The sequence below is a fragment of the Moorena producens PAL-8-15-08-1 genome, assembly GCF_001767235.1.
Taxonomy (GTDB): domain Bacteria; phylum Cyanobacteriota; class Cyanobacteriia; order Cyanobacteriales; family Coleofasciculaceae; genus Moorena; species Moorena producens_A.
In genome coordinates, this window is record NZ_CP017599.1 from 8,219,364 (window position 1) to 8,232,672 (window position 13,309).

7 protein-coding genes are annotated in these 13,309 nt (G+C 43.8%); 4 read left to right on the forward strand and 3 right to left on the reverse strand.

Features of this window, described 5'->3' with window-relative positions; all coding sequences use genetic code 11:
* Positions 1-1,652: 1,652 nt before the first annotated feature.
* The 4 genes from BJP34_RS30085 to BJP34_RS30100 all read left to right on the forward strand — a co-directional run bounded on the left by BJP34_RS30085 (position 1,653) and on the right by BJP34_RS30100 (position 10,516).
* Positions 1,653-6,056 carry a choice-of-anchor E domain-containing protein gene (locus BJP34_RS30085; RefSeq protein ID WP_070395518.1) on the forward strand — a complete coding sequence of 1,468 codons (4,404 nt, stop codon included), beginning with the start codon at positions 1,653-1,655 and terminating at the stop codon, positions 6,054-6,056.
* 210 nt (positions 6,057-6,266) lie between these two features.
* Positions 6,267-6,818 carry an Npun_F5560 family protein gene (locus tag BJP34_RS30090; RefSeq protein ID WP_070395519.1) on the forward strand — a complete coding sequence of 184 codons (552 nt, stop codon included), beginning with the start codon at positions 6,267-6,269 and terminating at the stop codon, positions 6,816-6,818.
* 500 nt (positions 6,819-7,318) lie between these two features.
* A complete protein-coding gene (locus tag BJP34_RS30095) occupies positions 7,319-8,536 on the forward strand; it encodes an RNA-guided endonuclease InsQ/TnpB family protein (RefSeq protein WP_070395520.1) in 1,218 nt (405 codons plus the stop codon).
* Between the two features lie 45 nt (positions 8,537-8,581).
* Positions 8,582-10,516 carry a WD40 repeat domain-containing serine/threonine-protein kinase gene (locus tag BJP34_RS30100; protein ID WP_070395521.1) on the forward strand — a complete coding sequence of 645 codons (1,935 nt, stop codon included), beginning with the start codon at positions 8,582-8,584 and terminating at the stop codon, positions 10,514-10,516.
* Here BJP34_RS30100 and BJP34_RS45845 read toward each other — a convergent pair.
* From BJP34_RS45845 to BJP34_RS30110, 3 genes are all read right to left on the reverse strand, one after another.
* Complete coding sequence (locus BJP34_RS45845) at positions 10,494-10,661, reverse strand: hypothetical protein (RefSeq protein WP_168166532.1); 168 nt, start codon at positions 10,659-10,661, stop codon at positions 10,494-10,496. The genes BJP34_RS30100 and BJP34_RS45845 overlap by 23 nt on opposite strands.
* Before the next feature lie 356 nt (positions 10,662-11,017).
* The gene (locus tag BJP34_RS30105; protein ID WP_070395522.1) at positions 11,018-11,635 is read right to left on the reverse strand and encodes a PEP-CTERM sorting domain-containing protein; all 618 of its coding nucleotides are present in this window, start codon (positions 11,633-11,635) and stop codon (positions 11,018-11,020) included.
* Positions 11,636-11,814: 179 nt separating this feature from the next.
* Positions 11,815-12,492, reverse strand: a complete 678-nt coding sequence (locus BJP34_RS30110; RefSeq protein WP_070395523.1) for a PEP-CTERM sorting domain-containing protein — start codon at positions 12,490-12,492, stop codon at positions 11,815-11,817.
* Positions 12,493-13,309: the final 817 nt, after the last annotated feature.

Consider the following 13,309-nt stretch of genomic DNA (forward strand, 5'->3'; position numbering starts at 1 on the left):
TCCCTTGGTAGTATATAGCTGGAATTCATTTGATATGACGCTAATTTTATTATTATTTTATTTTTATCAATTTTGATATTGCAGTAGCAATCCTACCATAGAGCTGAGTTTAATAATCTAAAAAAAACCTTATAAGAGCCAGGGTAAGCGCAAGAAAAAAAGGTTCGAAATAAGCATCTAGGCTGAAGTTATCCCGTTCATTTGTACTACTTTAGTAGTGAAAGGCTCTCCCCATAAAGGAGATAGTCATTTAAGGATATTGACAATTGGAATATAATACGACTATAGGCACCCTTTGGCATTTATAGGGAGTAGGAAGTAGGAAGTAGTATAGTTAACAAGCAGTTTTAAATCAAAAAATTATTAATTTTTTTATAGGTGGGATTTACTTTATTGAGTTCCCAAATAACTCTACCGGTAACACTAGTTACTGGTTAGTTTAGTAATCTGCTCTACTAATGATGGATAAATTTACTCTATCGATAAAGTCAGGTGTGTTTTTGATTTCCTGAGTAACTCTACCGGTAACGCTAGTTGCTGCTTAGTTTAGTAATCAGTTCTACTGATGATGAGTAAATTTACTATACCGGTAACCTCAGGTCTATTGTTGATTCACTTAGTAAGTCTAGCAGTAACTCTAGCTGTCGGTTAGTGTAATAATACACTCTACTGATCATAGATAAATTTACTCTACCGATTAAGTGAGGTCTGTTATTGATTTGCCTAGTAACTCTACTAGTAACGCTAGTTACTGTTTGGTTTAATCAGGCACTTCACTTATCACTTAAAATTAACAATTAAAAATTACTAAACTAGGGATTAGGCACTAGAACAATTAACCCAACAGCTAACACTTAAGACTTACAAGTTAACACCTACGATCTAAGACCTAACTCAGGTAGATGTGGAATCCACTGATATCAATACCTCCGTAACCGGAAAAAAATTCCGTAATTCTCTCTAGGCAATACCCACATCAATCAAGCAATCCTAGATTACAAGGGTAGTTTAGAGCGTTTCCAGATGAGATGTAAACCTAGGAGGTCTTTTTTGATTGTCAAATAAAAATCCCTATCTCTTTCCCCTGTTGCCTTTTGCTTCTTCTATGCAAGCCAAGTCCTTCAAGAATTATGTTTACATCTCAAATAGAAACGCTATAAGTACGAGGAAAACTCGGATGCGATCGCAAATCTGAGTTAGGCCATACCCACATCAATCTAGCAATCGACGATCACCACAGGTTCGACCCGTGGCGAATTTCATTCTTAATGGGTCAAGGGCACCTAAGTAGTTTTACTCCCAGGTAAGCTCAAATGCGTTCCCGTAGCCTGACAAGCGAGTCAATCGCAAATCTAAGTTAGTCAATAACCACATCAATCTAGCAATCGACGATCACCACAGGTGCGACCCGTGGCGAATTTAATTCTTAATAGTAAGAGCGCACCTAAGTAGTTTAACTTGCAAGAAAACTCGGATGCGTTCCCGTAGCGTGACAAGTTAGTCAATCGCTTATCTGAGTACTGAGTGTTGAGTTATTAGTTATTAACTATTAGTTATTTATTGGGTGTTGCTCTACTAAATAATTTATTGACATCAAGACTAGTTGGGTCAGTTACCAATTAGCTTTTCTCTTTAATTCATTGCGGCCAGTTATGACGTCTTTATTCAATTATCTTAAAAAAATCCCAAACCATTCCTCAGACTCTCCTCGGGCATCTGAGGTAAATTCTGATCCACAGCCTAAAGGCTTTAACCTGATGGGGGTAACTAACCTAGCTAAAGCTACCTTGCCTATCCTGGTGACAGGTTCTGCTTTGCTGGTGTCTACTCCTACTCAAGTAGCAGGGCAGGTTGGTATCGATGCGTCACTCGCCACAGGGCCAAGGCCATATAGTTTGCGTTACAGCGCGGACGTGCCCGGTAATATGGTGGCGATTGGTAATGCCTCATTGATTTGCGATCGCACCAATGCATCCTGCTCAAATGGACTAGCCACCGGCAATGTTGGCAACAACGGGGGTGGTCTGGCAATGCAGATGCTAGATTCCGATAGCGATCCCAGTACCTTTAACTCTAGCTCTGCCAATTTAACCCTGCCTGCGGGTGCCAATGTGTTGTTTGCAGGTCTTTACTGGGGGGGCACCTCTGACGGTGCCACCACGCCTGCACCGGATGCCAGTAAGCGAAATGAAGCTTTGTTAGCTACGCCAGAGGGAGGCTATCAGACCGTTACGGCAGATACGTTCACCAGTATTGATAACTCTGCAACAAACGGCTGGGATGTATACAGCTCCTTCGCGGATGTGACAAGTTTGGTGCAAGGGGCTGGGAGTGGTACCTATACCCTAGCGAATGTACAGGCAAGTACAGGCACAGGATTTACCTATCCCAATGCTGGTTGGTCATTAATCGTGGTGTACGAAGATCCAAGTGAGCCCCGACGGAATATGACTGTTTTCGACGGGTACGACTTCTCAGGGTTCAATACCGGCAATACCCAAACCTTAACTGGGCTAAGGACGCCGCCCACACCAGGCTTTGATGTCTTTATGGGTGCATTCGCGGGGGATGGCGAGCCGGATGTGACCGGGGATACACTGTCGATTAATAATACTCCGGTGTCCGACGCCGTGAACCCATCAAATAACTTTTATAACGGCACAATTTCTCAGTATGGCTCCCATGTCACGAGTCGTACTCCTAATGATCCCTACAACATGGTTGTGGATATTGATCTTCTGGATCTGACGGCTTGGAACCAAGCCAACAACGTCATTCCGACCAATGCAACCAGTGTTGATTTGAACCTATCTACGTCAGGTGATGGCATCTGGCCAATGGCCTACTTCTTTGGGGTGGAGGTGTTTGAACCGAATCTGGTCACCCAGTTTGAGAAGAGCACGCCCCAAACAAGTTATCAGAATGGGGATACGATTGCTTATAGCATTAGTGTTACGAATACAGGGAATGATAACGCGGTTAACACAGTGATTACGGATGTAGTTCCCACAGGAACAACCTTTGTACCCGGATCGTTGAAGATTAATGGAGTGACTAAAACCGATGGTGCTACTGATGAAGCTGAGTTTGATGGCACCAACGTTATCTTTCGTGTAGGTACGGGGGCAAACACTACCCAGGGGGGGCAGTTAAACATTAACGAGACGGTGACTATGTCCTTTGAGGTCACTGTTACAGCTGCGGCTGGGGAAACGGTTTGTAACCAGGCTTCAATTGACTATGAAGGGCAAGCCAGTGGCAATCAGGCATCGGGGACGTCGGATGACCCAAATACAGCGACATTTGGTGACTGTACTGAAATTACAGTAACGCCTCCTACAACCAGTCTTGACTATGGTGATGCTCCTGATACTACCGCCAGCACTGGCAATGGGGATTACCAAACCTTATCCGCTAATAGTGGTCCTAGCCATACCATTGACAATACTACCTATTTAGGGGCAGGAGTAAGCGCTGATACCGATGGCTTTGGAGATGGCACGGATAATAACAATAACGCTACCGATGATAACGATGATGGGGTTCAAATCAATAGCGCTACTCTCCAGGGACAAAGTCTAACCGCTGGGGATAATGTCACTTTAGATATCACTACCGCAGGCACTGGAGTACTCAATGCCTGGATTGACTGGAATGCTGATGGTGACTTTGATGATAGTGGTGAGCAAATTGCTACCGATGTTAGTCCCACTGGAAATGCGATCGCATTAAATGTCACTGTTCCAGCTGGAGCTACCGTTGGTAATACTTATGCCCGTTTCCGGTATAGTTCTGATACTGGCCTTAGTCCTACTGGTCCAGCCAGTGATGGTGAAGTAGAGGATTATCAAATTGCGATCGCCCCCTCTACACCAACGACTGCCTCTGTAGGGGATAAAGTCTGGGAAGACCTAGATGGTGATGGTATCCAAGATGCTGGAGAGCCTGGAATTCCCAACGCCCTAGTCAATATCTACAAATCTGACAACACCTTGGTTGATGCCACCTTTACAGATAGCAATGGTAACTACAGTTTAACGAACCTTGAGCCAGGGGATTACATCATTGAATTCACCTCCCCTGCTGTTGGCTATAACTTCACTAGCCAAGATGCTGGGGATGATACCCTAGACAGTGATGCGGATCCAATCACAGGTCGCACCGCTACCTTTACCTTGGCTGCGGGAGATAACAATACCAGTATTGATGCTGGACTTACCCTCAAAACCAACACTATTGTCGCTTGCGATATCATACCACGCCAAGCTACTAATTGGACTGAAACCCTAAACGTACAAAAATTTGACTCTGCTATGGGTAGCTTGGCAAAGGTGGAGCTAACTCTGAGTACCCTGATTGAACAACAGTTAATCTACGAGAATACCGGAGACCAGCCAAAAACAATAACCGTTAACCAGGAGGGAGAAGTCAGTGTTTCCTTGCCTGATACTAACGCCAACTTCACCAGAAATTACAACCAATCCACCGACTTCAATCTACCAGCCTATGATGGGAATCTTGACTTTGGCGGCACTTCCGGTGGAACGACTCCTACGAGTCTTGCCTATGAAACCCATACCGAGGAGTACACTAACCTAGCTGATTTCATTAGCTCGTCATCACCAGTGGAAACTGTCAGTATCGGGGTGAATACTACCTCTGCAGCTAGTTTTATTAACTCTGATAATGCTTCCACTGGCTCTACTAGCGAGGCAACTGCCGGATTGTGTGTGACCTACACCTACAGCTTAATTCCGGAAGAACCTTCACCGGAAGCCGGAAATATCGTTATCAACGAAGTCCTCTATGCCCAAACTGGCACCAGTGCTGAGGCTAATGATGAATTCATCGAACTCTATAACTCTTCCGATAATGCTGTAGATATTAGTAACTGGAGGCTAGCCGATAGCAATCTGATTTTTAACAGTACTGATAATACTGGCAACATTACTGGTGATGCTGCTAATCCCGCCTATATCTTCCCCAACAACACCACTCTGCAACCAGGAGAATACGCTGTTATTTGGATTGGTAACAATACATCAGACCATCAAGCTGCCGATGCTGCATTCCAGGATTGGTTAGGAAACGCAGCCAAACTCAACAATGCCGGAGAAGATATTTGGCTGTATGACGACGAACTCAAGATTGTAGACTACATTGCTTATGGCTCGAATAACGCCATCAATACTCCTCCGTCCGCTGAATTGAATCTGTGGGATGACACCTACCAACGAGACTTAGATGGGGCAAGCACTGGTCAATCCATTAGTCTCACCCCCAATGGAGAAGACGGAAATACCAGTGCTTGCTGGGAGCATACCCTTAGTAATGATGCCGATGGCCGTTGTCCTGAATTCCTGGAAACCCGGGATACAGATACGGTTAGTGTACGGCAAACTAGTGTTGGAGTTTATAACAATATCTTGCCCAATGTGATTCTGGTCAAGCGGATTACTGCTATTAAACCCAAAGATACCAACCAGTGGATAGAGCTACCGGAATCCGGTTCACCCTTTATCGATGGCATTGATGGTGGCAGTTCTGAGAATAACGTTAATTCGGAGCGTGCTGCCGATGACAATGACCCCAACTGGCCGAATCCTGATGTTTATCTGCGGGGATTAATTAACTCTGGCCAAGTCATGCCAGGGGATGAGTTAGAGTATACTGTTTACTTCCTCTCCAATGGCAGCAACAATGCTAAAAACCTGCGCATCTGCGACCGAGTGCCTGGAGAAACTACCTTTATTTCAGACTCATTTAATGCCACTGCTGGCTTCCCCAGTAGTGATGTCGGGATTGCCATGTTCCAGAGCACCAGTGCCCTAGCCTCAGGTGGTCCAGCTGAACCGAACATCTATCTTACTAATATTCCCGATAGCGATCGCGGTCGGTATTACGGGCCAGGAACCTCGGTGCCAGCCGGATGTAATGTCACCTTCAATCAGAATGGAGTAGTAGTAGTGGAAGTTGGGGATGTGCCAAACGCTGATTCACCAGGAAACCCACCCAATTCCTATGGATTTATTCGTTTCCGGGCTTTAGTGAAATAAGGCAGAATTTAGAATGAAGAATGAAGAATGAAGAATGAAGAATTCTAAACTCTAAACCTGAAGGTGATCTGGGCTAGATGTGCTATGGCATGGTCAATGGCCGGGTTTGGATGGTACATTAGCTGCAACAGTATATTTTGTGATCAGTGATCGACACCCCCGGTTCGCATCTACTATTGAAAATTGTATATTTACTTGGAGTGGTAAGCCATGGTGAGGCAGATTGAAACCCTATCGAGATCAGCTCTGCAAACGGAAGTATCTCACTTACGGGAAGAGTTACAGCTTAGAGACCAGTTAGTGCAGCAGCTGTCTCAAGAACTATTCCGCTTGGTGAAGGGTAATGCTAATTTCAAACCTCCCCAAGAGGTGTCTGAGCGCCATAAGGCTCAGATGGTGGTCTTGCGAGAACAGTTGCACGATGTCGAGCAGCAGGTGGAATTTTATCAACAGCAAATTGCCACCCGTGACACGGAAATTAAGCAATTGCGGGATTCCGTAGAAGAATTAACCGAGCGCTCCCGTCAGCTAGAACAAGTTGTACAAGAGCTACCAAAAATTTATCACCAGAAGTTTTCTGAACGGATGGCACCAGTCAAAGAGAAGGTGACCATGTTACAGCGGGAAAACCGACAACTCCACGCAGAACTCCAGAGTGTCAGTTACCGACTAGCTGTTAGAAGCCGCAATATCACCCGGGTTGATCTACCGAGCTTCAATCGTCAGAATGCTAGTCCAATCCCAACCTTTGGTAGTGTGTAACAGCCTTTGGGTTAGGGGTGCATGATCTGGTTAGTTTGTTGAAGGTTTAAGGTTGTTCGCCCTTGGCATTCGGTGAAGGGTAAGTAAATGTTGGGTAGGGTGCGTTAGGGGGGCTCGCCCAGATTTTCCGCTTCGTAGGCAGGTTATAGACTGCTCACCCCGTAACGCACCACCGGGTCAAAGTTAAACATGGGTAACACTTTCAACTACAAATTGGGAAAACTTGGGGAAAACTTTCAACTGGCTAACTTGTGAACTTGCCAACCCTTTGACCGAAAATCCTGAGGGCGCAAGCCCCGTCCTTCTAGGAGACGCGCGCCTTAGAATAGTAGAGCCTTTATAGGGGACTGGCTATGATAAAAAGGGTTAAAACTTATTAAATAAGGCTCCACTATTCTTACGGTGACTTGGCCTATGGCCACGCTGCGCGAACAACGGACGGCTTTCTTGACAACCTTTTTATTTTGAGTTATAGTTGACGTAGAGTTTTTTCACGTCAAATGATAGTTTTAGAGTTTAAGGTCAAAGGGAATAAAACTCAATATGCCGCCATTGATGATGCGATAAGGACGGGTCAATTTGTACGCAACAAGTGCCTCCGGTATTGGATGGACAATAAAGGCGTAGGACAAAAAGATCTTTATCGCCATAACACATGGCTTAGATCTGAGTTTTCTTTTGTCAAAGATCTAAACTCTCATGCCTGTCAAGCTTCTGTGGAACGAGCTTACAATTCAATTTCTAGGTTTTACAGTAACTGTAAAAAACAAATCCCTGGGAAAAAGGGTTATCCTAAGTTTAAGAAGTTTTCTAGATCGGTTGAGTATAAAACATCTGGCTGGAAGGTTTCTCAAGATAAAAAGTCGATTTCGTTCATTGACAATAAAGGAATAGGCAGGCTCAAACTTAAGGGAACTTGGGATTTATGGCATTACGACCAAAAACTGATAAAACGAGTTAGATTGGTTCGACGCGCAGATGGATACTATGTTCAGTTTTGTGTAAAAGTTGATGTTCATGAACCTTTAGGCCCAAGCCATACAAATATTGGATTAGATGTAGGGTTAAAAGAGTTCTACACAGACTCAAAAGGAAGGACAGAACCAAACCCAAGATTTTATCGCAAAGGCGAGAAACGGTTGAAATTTTATCAGCGTCGAGTTTCTCGCAAGAAAAAAGGCTCATCTAACCGAAGAAAAGCCAGAAATAGATTGGGCAGGGTACACCTCAATATAAGTAGGCAGCGTGAAGAACATGCCAAGAGACTGGCACGTTGCGTAATCCACTCTAACGATGTGGTCGCTTACGAAGATTTGAGGATAAAAAATCTAGTCAAAAATCATTGTCTTGCTAAATCTATTAATGATGCAGGTTGGTATCAATTTAGAAAGTGGTTAGAGCATTTTGGGCAAAAATTTGGCAGACAAACAGTGGCAGTTAATCCTGCCTACACTAGCCAAAATTGTTCAAATTGTGGCGAAGTTGTCAAGAAGTCTTTATCCACCAGAACCCATACCTGTGAGTGTGGGTGTGAATTAGACCGAGATCATAACGCTGCCATTAATATTCTAAAAAGAGCCTTGGGTACGGTAGGGCATACCGGAACCTGGATTGACCGTAGGTCACGCTACGCGAACGTTGATCCAAACGCTTTAGGAGAATCGGCCTCTACTCTTCCTGATTCCGGTCTGGAAGAGCCACGCTGGCTCGTTGAGTAAAGAATCCCCGTTCTTCTAGGACGGGGAGTGTCAACACCCCATATCATGAGCTACTGTCTTAATCCTAAATGCCAGAATCGCCAAAATCCCAATCAGGCCAGGTTTTGTGCCTATTGTGGCCATAGATTACGATTAGGCGGACGCTTCCGTGCTCTGAGGCTAATTAGTATTGGTGGTATGGGGCGCACCTTTCTGGGGGTGGATGAGGCAGATGATAGCAAGACTAAGTGTATCATCAAACAGTTATCCTTACAAAATCAAGATACCAACAATGCTCAGAAAGCGGCTGAGTCTTTCCGCCAAGAAGCGACTAGGCTGCAAGTTCTGGGACAACATCCTCAGATTCCTGAACTTCTGGCCTATTTTGAGGCGGATCATCAATTAGGTATCCCAGGAGAACCTGCTCTAGTTCACAAGTATATCGAGGGTGAAAGCTTAGCCACAGAACTGGAAACAGAAGGGACGTTTAGGGAAAACCAGGTTCGGCAAGTCCTGATTGAATTGCTGCCAGTGCTGCGCTTTATCCATAGTCATCAGGTAATTCATCGGGATATCAATCCGCACAATATCATTCGTCGGCCTCCTCCTGAGTCCTCTTTGTCCAAGTTACCAACACGAAAAACCAGGAAGAGGTTTTATTCTTGGGGGGGAAGGGGGAGCGAACTGTTTCTGGTGGATTTCAGTGCTGCTAAGCTGACTACAAAAACTGTGCTAGCACGAACGGGAACTATGATTGGCTCTGCGGCTTACACGGCTTCGGAACAGTTGATGGGAAAAGCGATCGCAACCAGCGATTTGTACAGTTTAGGGGTTACCTGTATTCATCTGCTTACCAATGTTCACCCCTTTGATATGTTTAATAGTCTGGAAGGGAAGTGGGTTTGGGTCGATTACCTCAGGCAACCTGTCAGTGCTCCGCTTATTCGCATCCTCAACAAAATGGTAGAGAATTTACCAGACCAACGCTATCAATCAGCCATTCAAGTCCTAGCAGCACTGGGTTTACCAGAGGATTTCGCTGCTATACCAGTAACGTCTTTATCTACAACAGTTCCCCCTAAGTTTGAGACTCCTACTTGGAAATGTGTACAGACTTTTTCCGAAGAGTCGAGTGGAATTAATTCTATCGCGTTTAACCCGAAGGGAGAAACTTTAGTTAGTGGTAGTACAGACAAAACTATCACCATTTTTAACTGGCAAGCTAAAACAGTTGTCGCCAAACTTTCAGGACATTTAAATGTGATTGAGGCGGTTGGGTTTAGTCCAGATGGAGAAATTATCGCTAGTAGCAGTGGGGATAATACCATTAAACTATGGCATGGGTATACGGGAAATTTAATCCATACCCTTTGTGGACATTCTGCTTGGGTAAAGTGTCTGGCAATTAGTCACAATGGGCAATTACTAGCTAGCGGTAGTGCGGATCAGACTATTAAGCTTTGGATGCTGAAGAAGGCATCATTACAGACAACTTTGTTTGGCCATTTAGGAACCGTTAATACAGTAGCTATTAGTAAAGATGGACAACTGCTAGCTAGTGGTAGTGCTGACAAAACCATTAAGCTTTGGAATTTAGTAACTGGTAAGCTCAGCGCAACGATTACTGGACATTCGGCATCGGTAGAGTCACTCACCTTTAGCCCTAGTGGTAAAATCTTAATTAGTGGCAGTGCTGATAAAACCATTAAGATTTGGTTGCTCAAGAGTGATCGGTATTTACAAATACCAAAGAAACCGTTGCTTACTCTCACAGGACATGGCCATGCTGTTAAATCTATTGCCATTAGCCCTCAAGGTAATACGTTGATTAGTGGTAGTGCCGATAAGACTGTCAAAATCTGGCATCCTGGTAGTGGTGAATTGCTTTATACTCTTACGGATCATTTAGGCGCTGTTACTACGGTTGCTATTAGCCATGATGGTGCTACCATTGCTAGTAGTTCTCAAGATAATACGATTAAGATTTGGAAATTTGAGTGATTGGGAGAAAGGGAATAGGGAGTAGGGAATAGGGAGTAGGGAGTAGGCAAGAGGCAAGAGGCAAGAGGGAAAAAAAACTGTGTACCTCATAGCTATGAGAAACGCTATAGTTCGTAGGGTGCGTTAGGGACGGGCTTGCCCTCATTTTCTCAATAGCCAGTCTTGGGAGAGTCCGTCCTATTGTAACGGGCAAGATGCCCGTTACACCCACCGGGTCAAACAGCTTTGATCAGATGCACCCGATTAAACCAATGCTTACCTGTTGTCTTGATGCAAAGCGCGAGTGGGGGAAACCACGGCAGTCGCTCATGGAGGAACGGCAGTCGCTCATGGGGGGAACCCCCAAGACCGCACTGCCTTCCCAAGACCGCTTAGGTGTGCTTTCCGCATCTAATTATTAAATTCGCCACGGGTCACACCTCTGCATCACTTATTCAAAAGCTGACGGCTGACAACTGACGGCTGACAGCTGACGATGGCTGATAGCTGATAGCTGACAATTTATGATTGTTTGCGACGTTTTAAGGTTGAGGCAAAAAGCCACCCTCCTAGACCGAACATTCCCATCAATGTTGTTGGTTCAGGAACAAGTGTATAGGTGACAGTTCCACTTCCGAGAATAGGCTGGCGCGGCTCGTCTTCTGGAGTATAGAAGGTAGGATCGAAACCGTCAGTGAAATCACCATTAGAAAAGCGGAAAAAATCTCCAGGGAATTCACCAACGGCGGTAAAAGGATGATAAACTACATCGTAATCTAACCCCAGTAATTCTCCCTTTAGCAAATTGACAGTTGGGAAGTCTGGGAAACGCTCGTCGTCCTCTTCATTAATTCGAGGATCACTAAATAGGGTAACTAACAAACCATCGTCAACTCCTAAACTCTCAGCTCCCACCTTAGTCAAACTTGAATCGTCAAAGGTAAACTCACCGTTGTAATAATCAGGATTGGGGGCAATATCGAGTTCAGGAGAGCCAGTCAGAAAAAAGCTCTTTTCCAGATTCACTGTGAAATTATATTTGACAGTTGCTGCTTCAACGGAGTTGATTCCCACTACCCTTAGGCTTAAGCTAGCGCCAACGATCGCTGTTGCTACTTTAGTTAAAGTCTTGATTGTCATTGTTATTCTCCTAGTACAAGAAAAAAAACACCAAAAATTTCACCTCTTTTACAGCTAAGAGGGAAGCACCCCGTGCCTGGATCTGTAGATTTCTCACTACCGCGATCGCATCACATGCCTATAAAGGTTTTTGTCATGGAAAAATCTTTCCTTTAGACATAAAATTGCTGGAAAATCTGCTATTGTTTCCGACGCTGTAAACTTGAGGAAAAAAGCCACCCTCCCAGACCCAAAACTCCTATCAATGTTGTTGGTTCAGGAACCGTGAAAACTTTGGCAAATTGTCCTTTTGTTTCTAAGTCAGTTAGTTGATCAATATAGGAGTTACCAACCCTGCCCGTGTCAATCAGTTCCTGGATGGTTCGAGTCGGAAACGCAACATCTTCATGACCACTAAAACCGATAGGAAAACCAAACTCATCCAACCAATCATCTAGATGGACGTGAGGGGTACTACTTTGGGGTGGTTTTGACCAGAAGGTTAAACCATCGGTTCTGGAGCCATCTCCAATGTTGATTCCATCTGGGTCAAAGTAAGTCCCCGATTGGAGTATTTGCTTTGTTTGAGTATCAAAATTGAAGTTAACCCCTGCATCTAAATGATTATCGCTATAGGTTCTCAAAAAATTGCCTTGAGGATCAAAAAATGATACAATCAGAGAATCTAAGTCATTGGTTCTGACGATTCCATCGGTGTAAATTTGCGTTTCGTCATAGCTAAATAAACCGGTAACGCTAAAGCCAGCAATTTGACCTGTCCAATCAAATCCAAAGGTAATTGCCTCAGCTACGGTAGGGATAACGATGCTTAATGCTGTACTTAGGGTGATAACGGCTGTCTTTAAATAGGAAGACATAAGTTTAAATCTCCTAGAATCAAATGATCTGCTTTCGGCAGAAGGAGTTAGTAGTCAGTATTTAGTAGTTGCTAAACTCAAACTTACGAAGGATTTCTGAGTCAACATTTTTAACTCCTTCTTTTGAACTTATTATTAGTTTTAAAAAATTGCATTTTAAAACCGAATATTCTCTGATAAAACCCAATGTTAAAAGCCCCAAAATTGACTTGAATTCAGTAATGTGAAGCAGCTCAATAAATCGGGTATAGCATTATTGGGTTAGGGTAAGCATTGAGCTAATCTGCTAGAGATGATGGTACAGATTGTGCTTTTGAATAAAATGGGTAAGCATTCGTTTAATCTGAGTTACATCGTCACAGCGTCGAAGGCTGTGCCACAAAGCACCTCAAGTAGCGTGGCCTTGGCTTTTGGCTTTCGGCCAACGCCTGAATGCTTACTACCAAATAGCGGACGAGAAAAAAATGTAGGCATTGTGTTGAACTGCTCTAAATCTCGAATGCCTCCTTATTAATAGTTTTTTTCAATTAACACAGATTTTAATCTATCAAGATTTTTAATAAAACTCAACCCTCAACTATGAAGATAATATAAAAATATTATAAAGATAAGATGAAGATAGCTTTAAAATTTAAACTGATACACCTCAGAGGGTCACTCATGGACTTTTTATGTGATATAATCTAAGTTTATAATTTAAAATTTAGGGTAAAATTACCAGTAATCATCTGTTGCTAGAAACGATTTAATCAGGTTTTCAGCCTGATTGTTGAGGGCGACTTGCTCTGGGTTGAGCTCACTTTCTTTAGGGTAGAAT